The 22,407-nt window shown below is 69.2% G+C and carries 17 protein-coding genes; 8 read left to right on the plus strand and 9 right to left on the minus strand.

Features of this window, described 5'->3' with window-relative positions; translation table 11 throughout:
* Positions 1–338: 338 nt before the first annotated feature.
* The 4 genes from ABZT04_RS06130 to ABZT04_RS06145 are packed head-to-tail and all read right to left on the minus strand — an operon-like array spanning position 339 to position 6,448.
* Positions 339–647, minus strand: coding sequence for a hypothetical protein (locus ABZT04_RS06130; RefSeq protein ID WP_356053455.1), 309 nt, complete (start codon positions 645–647; stop codon positions 339–341).
* Positions 648–651: 4 nt separating this feature from the next.
* Positions 652–5,307 (minus strand): putative T7SS-secreted protein, encoded by a 4,656-nt coding sequence (locus tag ABZT04_RS06135; protein ID WP_356053457.1) that lies wholly within the window; start codon positions 5,305–5,307, stop codon positions 652–654.
* A complete protein-coding gene (locus ABZT04_RS06140; RefSeq protein WP_356053459.1) occupies positions 5,307–5,969 on the minus strand; it encodes a hypothetical protein in 663 nt (220 codons plus the stop codon). The genes ABZT04_RS06135 and ABZT04_RS06140 overlap by 1 nt, the downstream gene beginning before the upstream one ends.
* Positions 5,966–6,448: a hypothetical protein gene (locus ABZT04_RS06145; protein WP_356053461.1), complete on the minus strand. Its 483-nt coding sequence runs from the start codon at positions 6,446–6,448 to the stop codon at positions 5,966–5,968. The genes ABZT04_RS06140 and ABZT04_RS06145 overlap by 4 nt, the downstream gene beginning before the upstream one ends.
* A 211-nt stretch (positions 6,449–6,659) precedes the next feature.
* On the opposite strand from ABZT04_RS06145, the gene ABZT04_RS06150 reads away from it, so the two are divergent.
* From ABZT04_RS06150 to ABZT04_RS06170, 5 genes are all read left to right on the plus strand, one after another.
* Complete coding sequence (locus ABZT04_RS06150; protein ID WP_356053463.1) at positions 6,660–8,132, plus strand: ABC transporter permease; 1,473 nt, start codon at positions 6,660–6,662, stop codon at positions 8,130–8,132.
* A 95-nt stretch (positions 8,133–8,227) separates the two neighbouring features.
* Positions 8,228–8,914, plus strand: a complete 687-nt coding sequence (locus ABZT04_RS06155; protein WP_356053465.1) for an ABC transporter ATP-binding protein — start codon at positions 8,228–8,230, stop codon at positions 8,912–8,914.
* Between the two features lie 276 nt (positions 8,915–9,190).
* Positions 9,191–12,517: a S8 family serine peptidase gene (locus ABZT04_RS06160; RefSeq protein WP_356053846.1), complete on the plus strand. Its 3,327-nt coding sequence runs from the start codon at positions 9,191–9,193 to the stop codon at positions 12,515–12,517.
* A gap of 83 nt (positions 12,518–12,600) precedes the next feature.
* Positions 12,601–13,371 carry an antibiotic biosynthesis monooxygenase gene (locus tag ABZT04_RS06165; RefSeq protein WP_356053467.1) on the plus strand — a complete coding sequence of 257 codons (771 nt, stop codon included), beginning with the start codon at positions 12,601–12,603 and terminating at the stop codon, positions 13,369–13,371.
* Positions 13,372–13,405: 34 nt separating this feature from the next.
* Positions 13,406–13,918, plus strand: a complete 513-nt coding sequence (locus tag ABZT04_RS06170; RefSeq protein ID WP_356053469.1) for a hypothetical protein — start codon at positions 13,406–13,408, stop codon at positions 13,916–13,918.
* Here the strand turns inward: ABZT04_RS06170 and ABZT04_RS06175 are convergent.
* Entirely contained in the window at positions 13,908–14,840 is a 933-nt protein-coding gene (locus ABZT04_RS06175; RefSeq protein ID WP_356053471.1) for a helix-turn-helix transcriptional regulator, read from the minus strand. The genes ABZT04_RS06170 and ABZT04_RS06175 overlap by 11 nt on opposite strands.
* A 172-nt stretch (positions 14,841–15,012) precedes the next feature.
* Here ABZT04_RS06175 and ABZT04_RS06180 point away from each other — a divergent pair, with 172 nt between their 5' ends.
* Entirely contained in the window at positions 15,013–16,053 is a 1,041-nt protein-coding gene (locus ABZT04_RS06180; RefSeq protein WP_356053473.1) for an NAD(P)-dependent alcohol dehydrogenase, read from the plus strand.
* 27 nt (positions 16,054–16,080) lie between these two features.
* Here ABZT04_RS06180 and ABZT04_RS06185 read toward each other — a convergent pair whose 3' ends face one another.
* From ABZT04_RS06185 to ABZT04_RS06195, 3 genes are read right to left on the minus strand one after another with little or no spacing between them, the layout of a single operon-like run.
* Positions 16,081–17,157, minus strand: coding sequence for an iron ABC transporter permease (locus ABZT04_RS06185; RefSeq protein WP_356053475.1), 1,077 nt, complete (start codon positions 17,155–17,157; stop codon positions 16,081–16,083).
* Complete coding sequence (locus ABZT04_RS06190) at positions 17,154–18,143, minus strand: iron ABC transporter permease (protein ID WP_356053477.1); 990 nt, start codon at positions 18,141–18,143, stop codon at positions 17,154–17,156. The genes ABZT04_RS06185 and ABZT04_RS06190 overlap by 4 nt, the downstream gene beginning before the upstream one ends.
* A gap of 13 nt (positions 18,144–18,156) precedes the next feature.
* Complete coding sequence (locus tag ABZT04_RS06195) at positions 18,157–19,179, minus strand: iron-siderophore ABC transporter substrate-binding protein (RefSeq protein ID WP_356053848.1); 1,023 nt, start codon at positions 19,177–19,179, stop codon at positions 18,157–18,159.
* A gap of 240 nt (positions 19,180–19,419) precedes the next feature.
* On the opposite strand from ABZT04_RS06195, the gene ABZT04_RS06200 reads away from it, so the two are divergent.
* A complete protein-coding gene (locus ABZT04_RS06200; protein ID WP_356053479.1) occupies positions 19,420–20,187 on the plus strand; it encodes an NAD(P)H-binding protein in 768 nt (255 codons plus the stop codon).
* A gap of 25 nt (positions 20,188–20,212) precedes the next feature.
* On the opposite strand, the gene ABZT04_RS06205 is transcribed toward ABZT04_RS06200, so the two are convergent.
* Positions 20,213–21,109: an AraC family transcriptional regulator gene (locus tag ABZT04_RS06205; protein ID WP_356053850.1), complete on the minus strand. Its 897-nt coding sequence runs from the start codon at positions 21,107–21,109 to the stop codon at positions 20,213–20,215.
* A 154-nt stretch (positions 21,110–21,263) separates the two neighbouring features.
* Here ABZT04_RS06205 and ABZT04_RS06210 point away from each other — a divergent pair, with 154 nt between their 5' ends.
* Complete coding sequence (locus ABZT04_RS06210) at positions 21,264–22,355, plus strand: aldo/keto reductase (RefSeq protein ID WP_356053481.1); 1,092 nt, start codon at positions 21,264–21,266, stop codon at positions 22,353–22,355.
* The last annotated feature ends 52 nt before the right edge of the window (positions 22,356–22,407 follow it).

Genomic DNA, 22,407 nt, shown 5'->3' on the forward strand with positions numbered 1-22,407 from the left:
CGATATCCGTCGGTGGTGTCCAAGCGGGCGGCGCAGAAGACCCGAAACCAGCGGGTGGGGGCCCAAACGACATTCGTTTCCTACCTCTTGAGCGTCAAATTTGCGGGCAGCCTCTTCAGGTGCCACGCAGTCGTCGAGCAATGTCGATGTCCCCCTGTGGTGCGCTGAATCGCGGAGGCTCACGGGCGCGTCCAGGACGACGACATGCAGCTCGTCACGGATCTGAGCGGGGCGGTGTCCTCGTCCCACCAGCAGGGCAGCTTCATCTGGTCGATGAACGCGGTCACTCCGTCCGCTTCGACCTTCCGCCACTCTTCAGCACCTAATGCCGGCCTGCCCTATTCATGCCCATCATTGCCGTCCTGCTCATTGGGCCATGATGCGTTCTGCCATTCTTCCTCGAACTCTTCGCGACTGATCAGGGATGCGGAGAATTCTGGTTGGCTTGCCACGTCTTCAATTGATCCTACGGGGATTTCACTGAGGCCGATATCTGGAAACTCGTGCCGTGTGTCCGCTTTCAGTTTGCGCCCGTCTCGATAATGCTGGATCTTCCGGACTTCGTAGCCGTCTTCCGCTACCTCGCTGTAAAATCTGATCGGTTCGGATTGGAATTCGTGAAGCCAATCCACCTTCCAGTGTTCCATCTGGTTAACTCTTTCCATGGCTAACGATTCTCCCCGCTAGGTCGAGGGAACCGTCGTTTGGTATGACGTAGACGTCGGGGCGTTCGACCGATCGCATTACATCGAGTCCGCGAACGTCTATCTCAATGTAATGGCTGAACTTATTGCCGGCCCAGGGGACGCGCACGAATGCGTAGGAGAGCTGACCCGGTGTCTTTGATCCCGGTTGTATGTCCGATAGATACTGCCCGTCTCCGAAACGTGCGTCCTTGGGATTGTCCGCCTTGATCGATGCTCGTAGTTCGCCGCTTTCAAGTATCCCGTCATGACCTGCTTCGTTCGTGTAGTGGTACAGGGTGGTCAGTTCTTCGTCGGGAACCGGCTCCACTCTGTAGGGGCAGGCGTCCGGTGCCAGCCCCAGCGGATCGCCCCAGGTGTGCGGATTGTGGACGTAAGCATCAGGATTGGGATCTGGTGCCAGTCCGAGTGGGTCGCGGGTCAGATATCGAGCTGTTTCAGGGTCGTAGTGGCGGAAGTAGTTGTAGTGCAGCCCCGTTTCGGGGTCGTAGTACTGGCCCGGGAAGCGGAGGGGGGTATAGGTGGTGCTGTTTGCCGCCCAGGCCGTGGTGCCCCACAGGGTGCTGCGGGTGCGCCAGACGATCTCGCCGTGTTCGTCGATGAGTTCGCTGGGGGTGCCGACGAGGTCGGTGACGATGGCGAAGAACCGCGAGTCGATCTCCTGTTGTGGTGTCTCGGCCGAGGTGATGCGTTCTGTTTGGGCAATGGGACGTAGGCCCTGGTGGTCCCAGGTGAGGACGACCGGGTTGGGCAGGTTCGGGGATGTGGTGGTCTGTTCGCAAAGGGTGGTGCCGTCCCAGGTGAACACCACCCGCTCCACGACGGTTTCGCCGTCGGCGGCAAGTCGGGACTTCGACGTACGGCGGCCGAGCACGTCGTAGGTGTAGCGCCAGCGTGTGCCGTCCGGTGTCGTCATCGACGTCAGGCGGTCCTCGGCGTCCCACTCGTAGCGCCAGGTGTCCGGCTTGCGGGAGAGACGGGTCTTCTGGCGGAGGGTGATGCGGCCGAGGGCGTCGTGTTCGTAGCGGACGTTGCCGGCGCGGGTGATGCGGGTGCAGGTGTATTCGCGGGGGCCGACTGCCTCCACGCCGGGGTGTCCCGTCGGCCAGCTCGCCTGGGTTTGGTTACCGGCCTCGTCGTAGGCGTACGTCTCGGTCCAGTTCGCCGCGTGTACCGCGGTTACGCGGCCCGCCGAGTCCAGGTCGAAGCGGTGGGTGCCGGAGAGCTGGTCGTCGATGCCGGTGAGGTTGCCGTCGGCTCGGTAGGTGTAGGCGCGGCGCTGGATCGAGTTGCCGCCCAGGCCCGTTACCGACTGGGTGGTCAGGCGGCCGAGTTGATCGAAGGTGTGGGCGAGGGTCACCGACCCGCCGACCTGGCGGGCCAGTTCGCGTCCCACCTCGTCGTACGTGAAGTCGATGGAGCGGCCCGAGGCCACCAGGCCGGTGCGGCGGCCGATCGCGTCATATGTCCAGGTCGTGGTCGCGCCGGTGGGGGTCGTGCGGTCCCTCCGGCGGCCGAACTCCTCATAGGCGTACGTCAGTTCGCGGCCGTCCACGGTCTCTGAGCGCACCCGGCCGTAGCGGTCGCGCAGCACGGTCAGCGTGGTGTCCGGGCCCGCCGCATGAGCCAGTTGGCCCGTCAGGTCGTAGGCATACCTGGTGACTTGGCCGTCCGCGTTCTTGCGGATCACCCGGCCCAGTTCGTCACGTTCGAATTCGATCACCTGCCCGAGGGAGTTTGTGCGCGTGATCAGGCGGCCCGTCGCGTCGTGGGTGTAGGTGAGGGCGCGGTCGTCGAAATCCGTCTCCGCGATCAAGCGGCCCGACGCGTCGTATTCATAACTCCAGGTCAAGCCCTGGGGGTTGGTGACCTGGGTGACGTTCAGTTCCTTGTCGTGGCTGAACTCATAGCGCACCCCGTCCGGGCCCGTGCGGGCCGTGAGCAGGTCGAAGTGGGTGTACTCGAAGTGGGAGATCCCGCCCAACGGGTCCGTGTGGCTTGTGCAGTTGCCCTCGCCGTCGTATGTCCAGGACTCCGTCGTGCCGTCCGGTGCCGTGCGGCGGGACAGGTGGCCCTCGGTCGTCCACTCCAGGCGGGTGACCGCACCGGTCGGGTCCGTGAGTGTGACGGGTCGGCCGAAGTCGTCACGTTCGTAGCGGGTGATGGCGCCGAGTGGGTTCGTGATCTCCAGGGGGAGGCCGGCACGGTCGCAGTGGACCGTCGTGGTCTGGCCGAGCGGGTTGGTCACTGAAGTGACGTGGCCCGCCTCGTTGTAGGTGAAGTGGGTGGTGTGGCCCAGGGAGTCCGTTACCGAGGTGCGGTTGCCCCGGGCGTCGTACGTCTGGCGCACGGTCGTGCCGTCCGGGTTCACCAGCCTTACCGGCAGGCCGAGTTCGTCGTACTCGGCTCTCGCTTCGCGCCCGTCGGGGCGGGTCGCCGCGAGCAGGTTGCCCTGCGTGTCGTAGCGGAACGTCGTGGTGTGCCCGAGCGGGTCCGTCTCCGAGAGGAGGCGGTTGTAGCGGTCGCGGCGGTAGTGGGTGGTCGCGCCCAGTGGGTCGGTCTCCGCTACGACCTGACAGGCGTCGTTGACGAGGAAGCGGCGGGTGTGGCCTGCGGCGGTGGTCGTGGTGGTGACGCGGTGGCCCGTTTCCGGGTCCGTGTCGTCGTACGTCACGCGCAGGCTCATGTGGCCGGCCGAGCCGCCCTCGGCGATGCAGCGGTCCTGGTCGTCGTACTCGTAGGTGTAGCCGCGGTCGTTCGTGTCCGTCCAGGAGGTGATACGGCCCTCGTCGTCGTAGGCGAAGCGCAGCGGCAGGCCGGAGGAATTGACGACCTCCGTCAGGTGGCCGTCCGTGTAGCCGTACCGCTTCAACTCCTGGCCGGTGGCGGCCAGATGGAGGGCCGTTATGCGGTCCGCCTCGGTCGTGACACGAACCTCGTAGCCGCCGCTGGAGACGACCGCGAGTGGGGTTCCTTCGGTGTCGTACTCGAAGGTGATCCAGTTGCCGTTGCGGTCGTCCACCTGTTCCAGGACCGCGAGGTTCTCGGTGCGGTCGGTGAAGTGCCAGACGCGGCGCGACTGCGGATCGGTGACCGTATAGCCGCCCTCTTCGCGGGCCAGGGGCCAACGCGGGCCGTGGGTGGGGAGCGTGGGCAGGCCGGGGGCCGGGTGCGGGTACGACAGGAGCAGGCCGTCCTCGGTGACGAAGACGACGCCCTCGGGGTCGATCTCCAGGCGCTGGTCGAGGGTGGAGGACCAGGACGGGCCGAACCAGCGGCCGAGGCGGTAGCCGGACTCCACCCGCCTCTTGAGGATCAGGGGCAGCGCGCCGGGAAGGGTGACGTCCGTCTGCGGCAGGTACATCTTGCCGGTGGCGAGGTCGATCGGGTCGCTTCCCTTGTTGACCACCGATCCTTCCTGGCGGGAAACGGCCTCCGGACCGTCCGCGACCTTGCCCCGGGCGGAGTTCTCGGCCGTCTCCTGCGCCGCGCGGCGGACACCCGACTCCGCCGCCCCCTCCAGCCCCTCCTTCGCGGCCAGCCGAGCCAACCCCGCCTCCAACCCCGCCCCGTCCCCCGCCAGGTTCGGCAGCAGCCGCCCCAACCCCTCCGACGGGTCCTTCTTGAAGTCGTCCAGCATCACCTTCGCGGCCCGCTCGGGGTGTGCGGCCGTCGAGACCAGGCCCGCCAGGGTCAGGTTGACGTTCTGGACGTACGCGGCGGGGTGGGTGATGTTGTACGGGTCCATGGGGTTGAGGCCGCGGGCGAAGTTGAGGATGCCTGCCGTGCCCTTCAGCACCCCGCCGCCGAAGTGGAGGACCTCCGTGTTGACGGCCTGGTAGCCGTCGACCGCGTCCGCCTTGAGCTGGGTGAGGGGAGGGGGCTCGGCAGGCGCGTGGGCCAGGGCCTTGCGGACCGCGCTCGCTGCCGTACGGCCGGCCTCGTCGCGTTGGCGGCGGGCCTCGTGCAGGATCTCCTGGGCGCGCGCCACGGCCGCCGCGCCCGGGTCCGTGGACGGCTGCTTGTCGTCGTCCTTCTTCTTCGCCACGTCCGCCTTGTACGCGTCCGACGCCTTCTTCCCCGGGCCGTAGAGGTCGATCGCGTCCTGTGCCTGTCCCTGCGCCCACTCCACCGTGTCCGCGTACGACGACAGCGCCCTGCCCGCCGTGTCGCAGGCGTCCGCCGCGTGCAGCCAGCGGACTGGGTGCATCGCGAACTTCTCGCGGAAGGTGTTCGCCGCCTCGCCCTGCCAGGACGAGGAGTTGAGCCTGCGCATGCCGTCGCCGACCCCGTCGAACGCCGTGTAGAAGTCCGTCAGGTGCTTGGCCGCCGCCCGGATCGCCTTCGGGTCGCCGTGGATCAGGTCCTTCGGCTGGTCGCTGTCGCCGAGTTGCTGTTCGGCCGGGGTCGCGCCCAGGTCCGAGGCGATGCGGTCGCCGTATCCCTCGACCTTGTTCGCGAGGCCGTGCGCGCCGACCTTGTCCAGCGCGTCGCCGGCGATGTCCGTGCCCTTGTCGACGCCCTCGCCGACCAGTTTCTTGCCCGCGTCGACCACATCGCCGGCCTTGCTCAGACCGGAGTTGACCAGATCGCCGATGCCCATCAGCCCGCGTCCCCGCCCTGCTGCCCCTGCTCGGCCGCTTTCGCGCGTTCCTCCGGCGACGGGCCCACCAGCCCGTCGATCACGTCGTTGTACTCGTCCCCGCTCACCCCGGCCGCGCTCGCCAGGTTCGCCGGGTTGAGGCCCGGACCCAGCGGGCTGATCGTGTGCGAGGTCAGGACGTCCCGCGCCGCGTCCTTGTAACCCTGCGCGCTCGCGTCCAGCGCCTTGTCCATCGACTCCTGGCTGTAGTCGACGCCCCCCGTGTACTCGTTGTGGCGGAGCAGGTCGCCCCAGCCTTCCTTGGTGACCTCGTCCTCCGTCGCGTACGGGTTGCCGATGCCCGCGTTGACCACGATCTTCATCGCGCCGCCGACGTACTGGTCCGTCTCGTAGAGGGTGCCCGCCGAAAGGCCCACGCCCGCAGCGAAGTTGTTGCCCTCGTTCACCAGCGCGCGCACGCCCCACTCCCAGCGTTCGCAGAACGACGTGAACTGTGAGAGCAGCTCGGCGTGGCCCAACTCCAGGCCCGACAGGCTGAGTTCGGAGAAGCCTCGGCCCGCGCCCGCCAGGCTGTCGACCCCGAGCTCCTTCAACTCGGCCAGGGTCAGGGTGATCCCCCGCGCGATCTCGTCGAGCCCCGTCGCCTTGATGTCCTCGCTCATTCCCGTCCCCTCTCCCGCGCGTCCACCGCCACCGCCTCCGGCACGATCCCCACCACCGGTGGAAACAGCACCCCTTCGCCCTCGGTGCCCACATCCAGCGCCACCCCGCACGGCACCCCCACAGCGGGCACCGCCGCATCCAACAGCCGCGCCCCGAGCATCCGTTGATACGGCCACTCCCGGCCGCCTTCACCCCTCGCGATCGCGAACCGGGCCAGTGCCGCATCGTTCGAAAACGCGTAGATCCACCGGATTCCGCCGAAATCGGCGGTCAGGGGTGCGTCGTCGTCCGCGCCGAGGGGGACCAGGACCGCCCTGCGGCGGAACTCGCCCAGCAGTACCGCGAATTCGCTGCTCGGTGCCCGGGGGGCCGGGGTCGGGTCCGGCGCGCTCAGTTCCGCGTAGTCCGACAGCCGGGACCGTCGTATGTCCCCGGTCCCCGAACCGTCTCCCGTGCCGTTTCCCCCGCCTACAGACATGGGTGAAATCATCACACCAGCACATCGCGTACGGCAACGCGGACACTCGCAACCAGCCGTCGGGGGGTATTATCAAATGCCCCAAAGGGGATATAAACGCCTCGCGTTGACAGCCCCACGCAGGCCCGCTCCTGGGGCACGGACAGGCTTCTCATCGTTCTCTTATGTCGGCCTTATGGCATCATCACGCGCCGTACCTAGCTTGCGGCCCATGTTCTTCACCTACCTGAGGCGCGAGTTGCGCCGCCGCAGAAAAGCGGCCCTCGTCGTCGCCTCCGGCCTCGCACTGGGCATTGCGCTGGTCATCGTGGTCAACTCCGTGTCCTCCGGCATGGGGAAGGCACAGGACAAGGTCCTCCAGTCGCTGTACGGACTGGGCACGGACATGACCGTCACCAAGGCGGCCACGCCCACCGCGAGCAGCTCGCAGCAGCCGCGGTTCCAGTTCGACGCCAACAACAACGACGACAGCAAGACGCAGAGCAGTGACCGCGTCATGGTCCAGGGCTTCACCACGCTGGCCTCCACCACCGTCACCAAGGTGGCGGGGCAGAAGGGCGTCTCGGACGCCGTCGGCGGGCTGAGCCTCAACGTCGTCAAAGTGGACGGGCAGTTCACCCGCGGCCAGTTCCAGCAGAACCAGGGCAGCGGCAACGCGGAGGGCGGAAACCGCGGCGGCGGCACCGGTGCGCCGCAGGGCCAAGTCACCGGCGGTGGCGCCAACTTCAACATCAACTCGTACTCGGTCTACGGCACGGACGTCACCAAGCCCGCGCTCGGCCCGCTGACCTCCTCGAAGATCACCAGCGGCCGTACCTTCACCACCTCCGAGACGAACGCCAAGGTCGTCGTCGCCGACTCGGCGTACGCCAAGGAGAAGAAGCTCAAGGTCGGTTCGACGGTCACGATCAAGAGCGTCAAGTACAAGGTCATCGGGATCGCCACCGCGACCAGCGGGGACGCCGCGGCCAACCTGTATGTTCCGTTGACGCAGGCGCAGACCCTGAGCGGTGACAAGAACAAGGTCACCACCATCTACGTCAAGGCGACCGACTCCAAGCAGATCTCGGCCGTCAAGAAGACCATCACGAGCAATGTCTCGGGTACGACGGTCACCACGTCCGCCGATCTGGCCGACACCGTCTCCGGGTCGCTGTCCACCGCCTCCAGCCTCGCCACCAACGTCGGCAAGTGGCTGTCGATCGCGGTGCTCGTGGCCGCGTTCCTGGTCGCCGGTCTGCTCACCTCCTCGGCGGTCTCGCGCCGGGTCCGGGAGTTCGGCACGCTGAAGGCGCTCGGCTGGAAGTCGGGCCGGGTGACCCGGCAGGTGGTCGGCGAGGCCATCGTCAACGGTCTGGTCGGTGGCGTCCTCGGCATCGCGCTCGGCCTGGCGGGCGCGTACATCGTGACCGCGATCAGCCCGACCCTGTCGGCCTCCCTCGGCAACTCGGGCGGCGGCGGTGGCGGAGCGGGCGGTCCCGGCGGTGGTGGCGGTGGCTTCGGCGGCCCCGGCCGGCAGGCCGCGGCCAAGACGCTCGACGTCGCGCTCACCGCGCCCGTCAACGCCACCACCATCGCCCTCGCGGTCGGCCTCGCCATCACCGGCGGTCTGATCGCCGGAGCCTTCGGCGGCTGGCGCGCCTCCCGCCTGCGCCCCGCGGACGCCCTGCGCCGCGTCGAGTAGTCCGCACCCGTACGGCAGGCAGTCACCGCCCGGTACTGGGGCCCGTCGCACCGGCGGCGGGCCCCAACCCCCTTTACTTCTCCAGGAGTTGGACCATGTACGAACTCAGAGGCGTCACCAAGCGCTACGCGCGGGGCAAGGAAGTCGTCCACGCCCTCGACGGCATCGACCTGACCATCGGCGATGGCGACCGCCTGGTCATCCAGGGGCCCACCGGAGGCGGCAAGTCGACGCTGCTCCAGATGATCGGGGCGCTCGACCGGCCCAGCTCCGGTGAAATCGTGCTGGACGGCGTCGACTTGGCGAAGCTGTCCGAGGCCAAGCTGACCAAGGTGCGCAGCGAGAACATCGGGTTCGTGTTCCAGTCCTTCAACCTGATCCCGACGCTCAACGCGCAGGAGAACGTCGAGACCGCCCTCGTACCGCTCGGGGTGAAGACCAAGGAGCGGCGCGAGCGGGCCGCCGAGGCGCTGGTCTCGGTCGGTCTCGGGGAGCGGCTCGGGCATCTGCCCGGCGAGATGTCCGGTGGTCAGCAGCAGCGGGTCGCCATCGCCCGCGCGCTGGTCAAGCAGCCCAAGGTGCTGCTCGCCGACGAGCCGACCGGAAACCTCGACGAGTCGATGCGCGACGAGATCATGGACGTACTGGAGCGCATGTGGAAGGAGCACGGACTGACCTTCATCATGGTCACCCACGACTCCGCCATCGCGAAGAAGGCGCCGCGCCTCGCCACCATCCGCAAGGGGAAGATCACAGTCAAGGAAAACGCGGCGTCCAAGTAACTCGGGTGTGGTGCAAGGGAGTTCGGCGGAGTCTGTGGCTCTGTACCGGAGTTCCCGCGCGCTGCACCCGGCGACTGGGTAACGGAGTCCGCGCGGGCGGGTAACAGTCCGCGGATGTGCTTCCTTACCCTCCTCTCATCTCTTGAGCGGCTGATCACCCCTCGGCATACTGCGTATTCCGGGGGGTGTGCGCACTGGTGTGCGGGCTTTCCCCTGGCCGGGTGAACGGGGAATTCGCCCGGTACCTCAGCTCCAGGGGGAGCCTTGCGCAGACAAGTGAAAAGAGCGTGCGCGGCCACCGTCGCGGTGGCCGCCACTGTCGCCCTCGCCGCGGGCATGACCAGCCCGGCGTCGGCGAAGCCCGAGCAGCGCGCGTCCGGCGCGTCCGATGCCGCGCGGGCGCGGCTGGCGGGCGACCACCACATCACCCTGATCACCGGCGACCGGGTCGCCGTCGACGCCAAGGGCCGGGTCGTGGGCCTGCAAGCCGCGAAGGGCCGTGAACACATACCTGTTCAGGTGCGTCGGCTCGACGGGCACACGCTCGTCATACCCGCCGACGCGGCCCGGCTGGTCGCCTCCGGCAAGCTCGACCAGCGGCTCTTCGACGTCACCGAACTGAACAAATCCGCGGAGCGGGCCTCCCAGAAGTCCGGTCTGAAGGTCATCGTCGGCTACCAGGGCGCCGCCACCGCCACCAGGGCCGACGTCCGGGACGCGGGCAAGCTCCGCCGGTCCCTGAATACCCTGAACGCCGACGCCGTCCAGACCCCGCAGAAGGACACGCCCGAGCTGTGGGACGCCGTGACCAACGGCGACCGTACGGCCTCCGGTATCGCGCACGTCTGGCTCGACGGTGTCCGCAGGGCCAGCCTCGACAAGTCCGTGCCGCAGATCGGCGCCCCGAAGGCATGGGCGGCCGGCTACACCGGCAAGGGCGTCAAGATCGCCGTACTGGACACGGGAGTCGACGCCGACCACCCCGACCTGAAGACACAGGTCGTGGAGTCCAAGAACTTCTCCACCGCCGCCGACGCCAATGACCACTTCGGGCACGGCACGCATGTCGCCTCCATCGCGGCGGGCACCGGCGCGAAGTCGGGCGGCAAGTACAAGGGGGTCGCGCCCGGCGCGAAGATCCTCAACGGCAAGGTCCTCGACGACGGCGGCTCCGGTGACGACTCCGGCATCCTCGCCGGCATGGAGTGGGCCGCCCAACAGGGCGCCGACATCGTCAACTTGAGCCTCGGCGGCCAGGACACCCCGGAGATCGACCCGTTGGAGGCGGAGGTCAACAAGCTCTCCACCGAGAAGGGGATCCTGTTCGCCATCGCCGCCGGTAACGAGGGCCCGCAGTCGATCGGTTCGCCCGGCAGCGCGGACGCGGCGATCACCGTGGGCGCGGTCGACGGCGCCGACAAGCTCGCCGACTTCTCCTCCACCGGCCCGCGTGTCGGCGACGGCGCCATCAAGCCGGACGTCACCGCGCCGGGTGTGGACATCACGGCCGCCGCCGCGCCGGGCAGTGTCATCGACCAGGAGGTCGGCGAGAACCCGCCCGGCTACCTGACCATTTCGGGTACGTCGATGGCGACCCCGCATGTCGCCGGTGCCGCCGCGATCCTCAAGCAGGAGCACCCCGACTGGGGGTACGCCGAGCTGAAGGGCGCGCTCACCGGATCCGCGAAGGGCGGCAACTACACGCCGTTCCAGCAGGGTTCGGGCCGGATCGCCGTCGACAAGGCCATCAAGCAGAGCGTGATCGCCGACCCGGTCTCGGAGAGCTTCGGCATCCAGCAGTGGCCGCACACCGACGACACCCCGGTCACCAAGCAGCTCACCTACCGCAACCTCGGCACCACGGCCGTCACCCTCAAGCTCACCGCGGCCGCCACCAACCCCAAGGGCCAGGCGGCTCCTTCGGGCTTCTTCAAGCTCGCCAAGTCCTCGGTGACCGTCCCGGCCCGCGGCACGGCCTCGGTCGGCCTGACCGTCAACACCAAGCTGGGCGGCACGCTCGACGGCGCCTACTCCGCGTACGTCACGGCGACGGGCGGCGGACAGAGCGTCCGTACGGCCGCGGCGGTGGTGCGCGAGGTGCAGTCGTACGACCTCACGCTGAAGTTCGTCAACCGCGACGGCACCCCGGCGACGTACTACTCCGCCTCGGTGGAGGGCATGTCGGGCCTCGGCGCCGGCGGCTCCTTCAGCCCCTACGACGCCTCGGGCACGGTCAAGGTCCGTGTCCCCAAGGGTGGTTACCTCCTCGACGCCGGGATCTTCGTGGACCCGGACGACCCCACCAAGGGCGCCGACTGGATCGCTCAGCCCAAGCTGGACATCAGCAAGAACACCACGGTCACGATCGACGCCCGCACCGCCAAGCCGGTCGACATCACGGTCCCGGACACCGGCGTCAAGTCGGTCTTCGCGGCACCGGCCTACACGGTCGAGACACCCGACGGGGGCGGCGTCTCCTTCGGCTGGCTCCTGGACACGTACGACAACTTCCGTACCGCGCACCTCGGTCCGCAGATCACCGACGGTTCGCTGTCCGAGCAGTGGGACGCGCACTACACCAAGGGCACCGACGAGCAGTACGACACCACGACCACCGCGAAGGTCAAGCAGCTCGCCACCGGCTACACCAAGCACTACAAGGCGAGTGAACTCGCCACGGTGAAGACCCACTTGGGCGCCGCGTCGAGCGGCAAGACCGGAGCGGTCAGCGCCTTCGGCTATCTGCCCGAAGGGTCCGGCGGCAGCGCCGTCGGCATCCAGCAGAAACTGCCCGGCACCCGCACCCTGCATGTCTCCACCATCAACGGGGTGCAGTGGGAGCTGGACTTCGAGCAGAGCGCCGGGCTCGACGCGGACGGCTTCCCGATCACGGAGGCCTTCTACTCGCTGAGCAGCCTGCAGAACTTCAAGGGCGGCCAGACCTACTCCCGGACCTTCAACACCGCGGTCTTCGGGCCGCATCTCGACGCCGACTACGGGGTGTTCCGCAGCGGCAACGAGATCACCGGGATGCTGCCGCTGTTCGCCGACTCCCAGAAGAACCCCGGCTCGTCGCTGTTCACCTCGGTGAACACGACCCTGTACCGCAACGGCACCAAGGTCGGCTCCAACAAGGACCCGCTGTTCGGTGAGTCCTCGTTCAAGGTCCCGGCCGCCAACGCCTCGTACAAGCTGACCACTTCGGTCATCCGCAGCGTCAAGGTCGCCGCCGCCTCCACCCGGATCGACGCGAGCTGGACGTTCTCCTCGAAGAAGCCGAGCGGGTCCACCGTCGCTCAACTCCCGGTCTCCACGGCCCGCTTCAACGCGGTCACCGGCCTCGACAGCCGCGTGGAGGCCGGCAAGAAGATGACCTTCCCGGTCACCGTCGAAGGCGCGGCCGCCGGCCGCAACCTCCAGTCCCTGGGCGTATGGGTGTCGTACGACTACGGCCAGACCTGGAAGAAGATCCCCGTGGTCAACGGCAAGATCACCGTCACCAACCCCGCCAAGGGCCAGGCGATCTCCTTCCACGCGAAGATCGCCGACAAGAAGGGCAACAAGTCGACCATCTCGATCTACAACGCGTACTACGCCAAGTGAACCGCTAGTACCTGAGTAGGCCGACAGCGAACGGCCCGCCGGAAGTGCAGCTTCCGGCGGGCCCTTCGTGTTTCTGTGCCTCCATGACAACCCAGACCGTGGAGTACGTCCGGTACCGCATCCCCGAGCAGCGGTCGGCGGAGTTCCTGGCCGCCTACACCCGTGCCGCACGTCACCTGGCCGCGGCCCCGCAGTGCGAGGCGTACGAACTGACCCGCTGTGAAGAGGACCCCGAGCACTTCGTGCTCCGCGTCACGTGGACATCGACCCAGGCACATCTGGAGGGTTTCCGCAGGTCGGAGCATTTCCCACCGTTCCTCGCCGAGATCGGCCCGTACGTGGAGGACATCGAGGAGATGCGCCACTACCGGCCGACCGACGTGCGGGGCGACGGGTCCGCGGTCCCCACCCTGTACGACTGGGCGGGCGGCGCCGACGCCTTCTCGCGGCTGACCGAGGTCTTCTACGACAAGGTGCTCAAGGACGACCTCCTCGCCCCCCTCTTCGCCGACCTGGCGCCCGCGCACGCCGCGCACGTCGCCCTGTGGCTGGCGGAGGTCTTCGGCGGTCCGGCGGCCTACTCCGAGACCCAGGGCGGCCACGGCCACATGGTCGCCCAGCACTTCGGCAAGCACATCACCGAGCCCCAGCGCCGCCGTTGGGTCAATCTCGTCCAGGACGCGGCGGACGACGCGGGCCTGCCGACGGACGCCGAGTTCCGGTCGGCGTTCGTCGCGTACGTGGAGTGGGGGACGCGGCTGGCCGTGTACTTCTCCGGTCCGGACGCGCAGCCGCCTGCGGAGCAGCCGGTGCCGCGCTGGAGTTGGGGATCGATGCCGCCGTATCAGGGGTGACATCGCCGTACCGGGGGTGCCATAAGGTCACCGCATGACCGCCGCCGTGACCGCCATGATCACCGCCGTCGTCGGCGTGCTCGGCACGCTCTTCGCGCCCGTCCTCAGCCAGCGCCTCACCGCCCGGCAGCGCACCGAGGAGACCCAACTCGCCGAGCGCAGGCGGGCGTTCGAGGAGCGCCGGGACGCCTACACGGCCATGAACCGCTCCTCGCGGCAGTTCCACACGCTCCTCAAGGACGCCCTTCACCGCGTCCGCGACGGCGTCTACACCGAACTGGAACGCGACCAGTTGGAAGAGGCGCGCCGCGACTACCGCGACCGCTACGCCGAGGCGCAGATGGTCGTACCCGAACGCGTCCTGGACGCCTCCCGCGCGGTCAACGAGATCCTCGCGGCCGTCGACGCCGCCGTGAAACGGCTCGACCGGAATCTGGTCCGCGACGGCGAGAACCCCGAACAACTCCTGCTTGACCTCAAAGAAGCCGAGCCCCGGCTGGCCGCGATGCGGCGGCTGATGCGGGCCGATCTCGGTGTCACGGAGTGAGCCCGGGGCGGTCGGCCGTCGCGCCCGCTCGGGTCGCGTCCGTGCCCCAACTCGCCAGCAGGCGCAGGGCGTCGGCGGACGGGGAGCCGGGTTCCGCGTGGTAGGTGATCAGGGACTGCTCGGAGTCGTCGGCCAGGCGGAAGCCCTCGAAGTACAGGGTCAGGTCGCCCACCAGCGGGTGGCGCAGACGCTTGACGCCGTGGTTCTTCTCCTTCACGTCGTGTATGGCCCACAGGCGCCTGAACTCCTCGCTCTTCAGGGAGAGTTCGCCCACCAGGGCGGCCAGCCGCGGGTCGTCCGGGTGGCAGCCCGCGTCCATGCGGAGGTAGCTGACGATGTCGCTGGCCTTCTGGTCCCAGTCCACGAACAGGTCCCGGTACTCGGGCCGCAGGAACACCATCCGCGCCCAGTTCCGCTCCTCCGGCGGCAGCTCCGACCAGTCGCCGAAGACCGCCGCCGCCATCCGGTTCCAGACGAGGATGTCGCAGCGACGGCCCGAGACGTACGCCGGGACCGAGTCGATCGTGTCGATGAGCTGCCGTAGCGCGACCCGCACGTGCTGGGTGGGCGCCGACTGCTTCTTCTTGTGCTGCTTCGGCTTCGCCAGGTGGGTCAGGTGCGCGGACTCGGCGTCCGTCAGGCGCAGCGCGCGGGCGATCGCGTCGAGGACCTCCGCCGACACGTTCCGTCCGTTGCCCTGCTCCAGGCGGGTGTAGTACGCCACCGACACCCCGGCGAGCTGCGCCAGCTCCTCGCGCCGCAGCCCGGGCACCCTGCGGTGCCGCCCGAAGTCCGGCAGACCGACGTCCTGCGGCTTCAGCCGGGCCCGCCGGGTGCGCAGGAACTCGCTCAGCTCGGCACGCCGGTCCAGGGGCCGACCGGGGTTCAGGGGCTCCGTGGCGGATTCGGGCTGTTCGTCCATACGGTCCAGTATTCCCGGTCGTACGCACACGAGCCTGTCCTCGCTGGTGGTAGGCACAGCGAACGTACGCAAACGCGTGGTCTGGGTGGCCGCAGGACTTTCGGGCAGGCTCGTCACCGTGCCCGGCCGGAAGGCAGCCGGGCATACATCCCCCCTAGGAGAGTGTTCCGGCATGACCACAGTCGCTGCGTACGCCGCCCCCGCCGCCAAGGCTCCCCTGGAGCGCACCACCATCGAGCGCCGGGCCGTCCGCGAGTTTGACGTCCTGATCGACGTCAAGTTCGCCGGTATCTGCCACTCGGACATCCACCAGGCCCGCGAGGGCTGGGGCGAGGCCATCTTCCCGATGGTGCCGGGCCACGAGATCGCCGGCATCGTCTCCGAGGTCGGCCCCGGAGTCACCAAGTTCCAGGTCGGCGACCGGGTGGGCGTCGGCTGCCTGGTCGACTCCTGCCGCGAGTGCGACAACTGCAAGGCCGGCCTGGAGCAGTACTGCACCGGCGGCGGCGTCCCCACGTACAACGGCGTCGGCAAGGACGGCGAGCCCACCTACGGCGGCTACTCCGAGAAGATCGTCGTCGACGAGAACTACGTCGTCGGCATCCCCGAGGGCATCTCCCTCGACGTGGCCGCGCCCCTGCTCTGCGCGGGCATCACCACCTACTCGCCGCTGAAGCACTGGAACGCCGGGCCCGGCAAGAAGGTCGCGATCATCGGCATGGGCGGCCTCGGCCACATGGGCGTCAAGATCGCGCACGCGCTCGGCGCGGAGGTCACCGTCCTCTCGCAGTCCCTGCGCAAGCAGGAGGACGGCCTGAAGCTGGGCGCCGACCACTACTACGCGACCAGCGACCCGAAGACCTTCGAGGAGCTGAAGGGCTCCCTCGACCTGATCATCTCCACGGTGTCGGCCCCGCTCGACCTCGGCGCGTACCTCTCGCTGCTGAAGACCGACGGCGCGCTGGTCAACGTGGGCGCCCCCGAGGAGCCCGTCTCCCTCAACCTGTTCTCCGTGATCAGCGGCCGCAAGACCCTGGCCGGTTCCGGCATCGGCGGCATCCGGGAGACCCAGGAGATGCTGGACTTCTGCGCCGAGCACGGCTTCGGCGCCGAGATCGAGCTGATCTCCGCCGACCAGATCAACGAGGCGTACGAGCGGGTGCTGTCGAGCGACGTCCGCTACCGCTTCGTGATCGACACCGCCACCATCTGACAGCTGTCGGGAGGCGGTGCCAGGCCCTCAGCGTTCGGCCCCGCTCCGCCCCAGCAGCCACAGCAGATACGGCCCCCCGACCAGCGAGGTGAGCGCGCCCACCGGGACCTCCAGCGGGGGCAGGATCGTCCGGGCCGCGAGGTCGGCCGACACCAGGATCACCGCACCCGTCAACGCCGAGCAGAGCAACGGCAATTGGGGTGTGCGGGTGAGTCGGCGGGCCAACTGCGGTGCGGTCAGCGCCACGAACCCGATCGGCCCGGCCGCCCCGGTCGCCGTGGCGGCCAGCACCACGCCGAGCAGGGTGAGTGCGAGTCGCGTACGGTCCACCCGCACCCCGAGCGACGCGGCCGTGTCGCCGTCCAGCCCGAGCGGCCGTACGGCCCGGCTCGCCCACACCAGCGCGGGCAGACACAGCAGGAGTACGACGGCCAAGGGTCCCGCCTGCTCCCAGCCCCGCCCGTTCAGCGAGCCGGTCAGCCACAGCTTGACCTGCTCGGCGGCCTCCAGCTCGCTGTCCGTGAGATAGAGCTGGACCACGGCCGACAACGCGACCCCGATCCCAACCCCCGTCAGCACGAACCGACTTGGCTGCATCCCGTGCCGCCACGCCAGTACGTACACGAGCGCGGCAGCCGCGAGTCCGCCCAGGACGGAGACGAGGGGCAGCGCACCGGGCGAGGCGACGAACCCGGTGGACAGCGCGAGCACGGTCGCGGCGGCGGCGCCGTGCCCCACACCGATCACATCCGGACTGGCCAGCGGATTACGGGTGACCGTCTGCACCAGCGCCCCCGCCAGCCCGAGTGCCACCCCGACCAGCGCCCCCAGCACGATCCGCGGCACCCGCAACTCCATGACGACGAGGTCGTACGGCCCCGATCCGGTGCGGAGGGTCTGCCACACCTCGCCGGGTGAGATGTAGGTCTGGCCGAGACAGGCGGCGGCGGTCATGGCAACAGCCAGCAGTAGTACGAGAGTTACGGCTACGACGGCCGAACGCCGGTGCAGGAGAAGGGAGATGGCGGGGCGGGGGCGCAGGACCGTGACACCGGCGGGCCGGAAGTTCCCGCGCGCTCCGTCCCGTTCGGCCGTCGCTTTCATACGGCGGTCGCCTTCCGCCGCACCAGCACCACCAGGACCGGCACCCCCACCAACGCCGTCATCACCCCGGCCGGCACCTCCGCGGGTGCACGCACCACCCGCCCCACCACATCCGCCGCGACCAGCAGCGCGGCGCCGAGCAGCGCGGACAGCGGGAGCAGCGCGCGGTGACCGCCGGAGGTGAGGCGCCGGGCCAGATGCGGGACGGCGAGACCGACGAACGCGATCGGCCCGGCGGCGGCCACCGCGGACGCCACCAGCAGGGTCGCCCCTAGCGCCGCACACACCCGCACGGCCCCCACCCGATGCCCGAGCGCCCGTGCCGTCTCGTCCCCGAGCGCCAGCGCGTCCAGCCCGCGCGCACAGCCGAGCACCAGCAGTGCGCCCACCGCCAGAAACGGCAGCAGCCGTACGACGGTGTCGGCGTCCCGCCCGCTCAGCGAGCCGACCTGCCAGAACCGGAACTGGTCCAGCGTCGCCGAACTCGACGTCAGTACAACGGTCGTACCGCCCGCGGCCATCGCCGACAACGCCGTACCGGCGAGGGCCAGTTTCACCGGCGACGCCCCGCCGCGACCGCGCGCGGCGATGCCGTAGACCAGACAGGCGGCGAGGACGGCGCCGGCGAAGGCGTACCAGACGTACCCCTCGAAACCGCTCGCGAGCCCGGTCCCGATGGCGAGGACGACACCGGCCGCCGCGCCCTGGCTCAGCCCGAGGATGCCCGGGTCGGCGAGCGGGTTGCGGGTGACGGCCTGAAGTGCCGCGCCGGCCACGCCGAGCGCCGCGCCCGCCGTCAGCCCGATCTCGGTACGGGGCAGCCGCAGCGACCGTACGACCAGGGCGTCCGGTGAACTCCCGCCGTACAGCAGCGCGTTGAGCACCGCGGACGGCGGGACCGGCCGGGTGCCGACGGCGAGACTGAGCAGCACGGCGGCGGCCACCGCGAGGGTGGCCGCCGGCCAGGCGAGGCGTTTCACATTCACTGCTCTTCGCTCACTACTTGCTGATGTCCTCGGCGAGTTGGAGGACGACGAGGCTGGCGGCCGTCGGGCCCGCGTTGAGGTACCAGGGGTCGTCGTCGACCTTCACCGCGTGCCCGGCCTTCACCGCCTTCATCGACTTCCACAGCGGTCCGGCCAGCGTGCTCGCCGCGTCGGTCTTGGCGGCGTCGCCCTGCACCGAGTAGAAGATCCAGTCACCGTCGGCCTTGTCGATGCTCTCCGCGCCGATGTCCTCCGAAATCGCCGTGAACTGCTGTGACTTGGGCCGGTCGAGCCCCATGTCGACGGCGATCGAACCGGTGAAGGACGAGACACCGAACATCCGGGTCCTGCCGGGTGTGAAGCGCAGCATCGACACCGAGGTCTTCGACAGCGCCTCGCCCTTCTCGTGCGCGTCCTCGACGATGCCGTCGAGCAGTTTCTGCGCCTGCTGTCCCTTGCCGATCGCGTCGCCGACGAGCAGCAGATCGCGCTTCCAGTTGATGCCGTTGCCCGCCGTGATGACGGTCGGCGCGATCTTCGACAGCTTGGGGTAGAGGTCGCCGAGCGAGTCGTTGGCGAGGATCAGGTCGGGCTTGGCGGCGGCCAGTGTCTCGAGGTTGGGCGCCTGGCGCGTGCCCGCGTCCGTCATCGCGGCGAGCTTCGACTTGTCGGTCGGGAAGGCGTCCGCGAGGTAGTCGGGGACGAGTCCGGCGTTGTCGGCGCGGGTGGTGACCGCCGGGACGGTACCGAGGGAGAGCAGGTCGTCGAGCTGCCCGGTGCTCAGCACGGCGATCCTCGTGGGCTTCGCCTTGATCGTCGTCGTGCCCTCGAAGTGGGTGACGGTACGGGGGAAGGTCCCGTCGGTGTCGGTGTCCGCGCCCATGCCGGTCGCGAGCGTGCTCGGGGCGGCGGACGGGCCCTCCGAGGCGCCGAGCACCTTGTTCTGCTGTCCGTCGGCCGTCTGCTCGGCATCGTTGTCGGCGGTGGACGACGAGCACCCGGCCAGCAGCCCCCCGACGACGGCCATGGCGGCCATCGCCGTGACCGCCTTCCTCTTGAACGCGCGCACTGTCACTGTCTGTCTCTCCGATCACTGGCCAGGTAAGGCTTACCTTAGCTTGCGCGGGGAGGGGGTCGAGCACGGGGGACATGGGGGCTCCAGGGGGCGCATCCGGTCGTCACACTTTTCCGCCGCCCGGAGTCATACCGGTGAAGCCGCCTCACGGGGCGGCGCGGACGGCCCGGGGATTCCGGGCCCTGTGGAGGGAGTTGGGTCATGACCTCACCGATCCTGGTCACCGGCGGCACGGGCACCCTGGGCCGCCATGTCGTACCGCTGCTGCGCGCGGCCGGCCACGAGGTGCGGGTGCTGAGCCGGCAGGGGCGACCCGCGGTGGACGGCGTCGAGTACGTCACCGGCGACCTGCTGAAGGACGAGGGCGTGGCGGCGGCGGTCACCGGCACGGAGATCGTGCTGCACCTCGCGGGCGGCCAGAAGGGCGACGACGTGGCGACCCGCAACCTGATGCGTGCCGCGTCGAAGGCCGGCGTCCGCCACCTCGTCTACATCTCGGTCGTCGGCGCGGACCGGGTCCCGCTGGCCTGGCTGCGTACCAAGCTCGACTCGGAGCGGGCGATCGCCGACTCGGGCATCCCGTGGACGACCCTGCGCGCGGCCCAGTTCCACGAGCTGACGCTCACGATGATCGAGAAGATGACCAGGCTCCCGGTCCTCCCGGTCCCCGGCGGCCTCCGCCTCCAGCCGGTCGACTCGCGTGAAGTGGCCGCCAGACTGGTCGAGTTGGCTCTTGGTGCCCCGGCGGGCCGGGTGCCCGACCTGGCAGGGCCCGGCCTCTACGACATCGCGGCACTGGCGGCTCCGTACCTGAAGCTGCGCGGCAAGCGGCGGCGGCCAACGCTGCCGGTACGCATCCCCGGCAAGGCGGGCCGGGCCTACCGCGCGGGGGAGAACCTGGCGGTGGAGGGCGCGGAGGTCGGGAAGGTGGGGTGGGAGGACTTTCTGGCGGAGCGGGTGGGGCGGTGACCAAGACGAACGCCCTCCATGGAGGTCACAGGCGGCCCGCGTCCGCGCCCGTCGTCTCCAACCGCGCCGCGCCCCGCAGCCGTACCGCGTCCTGCCCGGGCGGCCTGCCGAAGTGGCGCCGGTATTCGCGGCTGAACTGCGACGCGCTGTCGTAACCGACCGCGAAACCGACACCGGCGACGTCCTCCGCGCTGCTCATCAGCAGCAACCGGGCCTCCTGCAACCGGATCCGCTTCTGGTACTGGATCGGGGTCAGCGCGGTCACCGCGCGGAAGTGGCGGTGGAAGGGGGAGGCGCTCATCCCGGCAAGCCGGGCCAGGTCCTCGATGCGCAGGGTCTCCGCGTGATGGTCGCGGATCCAGCGAATGGCCCTGCCGATATGGGTGAGTTGACTGTCGGCGAGCCCGATCTGCCGTACCAGCGGGCCCTGTTCACCGGTGATCAGTCGCCACAGGATCTCCTTCTCGATCAGCGGCGCGAGCATCCGCGCGTCGCCGGGACGCTCGAGCAGCCGTAGCAACCGGACGGCCGCGTCGAGGAGTTCGAAGGGCGCGTCGCACACGGCGAGACCGTGTGGGGTCGAGCGGCGGGGGAGGGTGAGCGGTTCGGTTCCGGCGTCGAGCAGCAGTGAGGCGATCTTCGCGGGTTCGAGGGCGAGTCCGCAGGCGAGGAACGGTTCCTCGGGCGTGGCCCGTGTGTAGTGCCCGGCGACCGGCAGGTCCACCGACACGACCAGATACTGACCGGCGCCGTAGTCGTGCACCCGGTCGCCCAGCGTGAGCCGCTTCGAGCCCTGTGCGACGATCGCCAGCACGGGACGGGCGAGGCTCGCGGTCGGCACCTGGGGCCGGTCCGCCCTGCCCAGCAGCAGACCGTCGACGGCCGGGGGCCGGGAGGCGTGCCGCTCGATCAGGGTACGCATCTCGAGCAGCCGCGCTTCCGAGTCGTCCACGATGTGCCTCCTCGAATCGGCAGGATCGTGCAAGAGCCCGATGGTATCGCCCTAACAACATGCCTGCTCACAGTGGTGTCATCGAGGAGTCGGTTTCCCGCCCACTCTCCGCAGGAGCATTTTCATGGCACACGACACACTCGACTCGTACGTCGGTCTCGGCCGTTCCGGCCTCAAGGTGAGCCCCTTCTGTCTCGGGGCGATGAACTTCGGCGAGGAGGGCGGCTTCGGCTGTGACGTCGAGGAGTCCGAGAAGATCCTGGGGACCTACCTCGACCGCGGCGGCAACTTCGTCGACACCGCGAACTTCTACACGAACGGTCACTCGGAGGCGATCCTCGGCGACTACTTCACCGCCCACCCCGGCCTGCGCGACCGGATCGTCCTCGCCACCAAGTTCTACGGCAACCTCCACCTCGGCGACCCCAACGGCGGCGGCGCGAGCCGCAAGGCGATCGTTGGCCAGTTGGAGGACTCGCTGCGCCGCCTGCGTACCGACTACATCGACCTCTACTGGCTGCACAACCACGACCGTTCGACGCCGATCGAGGAGACCCTGCGCACCCTGGACGACCTGGTGACGGCGGGCAAGATCCGCTACGTCGGCTTCTCCGACACACCCGCCTGGTTCACCGCCAAGGCCCACACCATGGCGCTGCTGCGGGACTGGACTCCGGTCACCGCGCTCCAGATGGAGTACTCCCTGCTGGAGCGCACCATCGAGGGCGAGTTGATCCCGCTGGCCCAGGACGCGGGGATGGGAATGCTGCCGTGGGGCCCGCTCAAGAGCGGTTACCTGTCCGGGCGTTACACCCGGGACGACTCAACTCCCGTCGACAGCAAGCGTGCCGCGATCCTCGGTGCTCCAACCGCCGCCCAGTTCAAGGTGATCGACGCCCTGGCCGAGGTCGCCGCGGACGCGGGCACGACCTCCGCCGCCGCGGCCCTGTCGTGGGTCCAGTCCCGCCCCGGGATCACCTCGACCCTCATCGGCCCACGCACCCTGGCTCACCTGGAGGCCAACCTCACCGCCCTGGACCTCCACCTCACCCCGGCCCAGACGGCCACCCTGGACGAGGTGTCCGCCCCCACGCTCAACTTCCCCTACGACCTCAACCAGCGGGTCGGCAGCATGCTGAAGTACGCGGGCGCGACGGTGGACGGGGTACCGAGCGCGGTGTATCCGTCGCTGCTGGAGTATCCGGCGCGGTACTGAGCCGGATGGGGCGGATGGGGAGGTTGGGGCGTGATGGCCCCACGCGGAGACG

Origin of the sequence: Streptomyces sp. NPDC005492 (assembly GCF_040605995.1) — a bacterium.
In the GTDB taxonomy this organism is placed as follows: domain Bacteria; phylum Actinomycetota; class Actinomycetes; order Streptomycetales; family Streptomycetaceae; genus Streptomyces.